Source organism: Treponema sp. R6D11 (assembly GCF_054786075.1).
Window position 1 is genome coordinate 1 of sequence record NZ_BDHD01001320.1, and the last position, 331, is coordinate 331.

The 331-nt window shown below is 43.5% G+C and carries 1 pseudogene; it reads right to left on the minus strand.

Features of this window, described 5'->3' with window-relative positions:
• Positions 1-331 (minus strand): annotated as a pseudogene (locus ACYVTD_RS18590) (hypothetical protein); the annotation flags it as partial.

A 331-nucleotide genomic window follows, 5' to 3' on the forward strand; every position in this document is an offset into this window, starting at 1 on the left:
TGTTTCAGGTTGTATACGTTAGCAAAATACGGATAAAAATCTGGAGATTCTTCCAGTTTGTCCCAGCCCGCTTTTGGAAAAAGAACTTCCAACGCCGCCTTGCCCTGCTCCATGGATTTATGTTCGGCTTTTTCGGCTTCTTGTTTTGCTCTTAACGCGGCGGCTTTTGGATCTTCGGGTTTTTCTTTTCCTTCTTCTTGCGGTTCGCCGTCTTCATCGACCGCTTCATTTTCGCTCATATTTTTTTGAAGGGTGTCAACATCTATGTTTTCAATTTGTTGCGGGCTTAAATCCACCGCGTTTAATTGATCCGTCTCTTTAACGTCAAGAA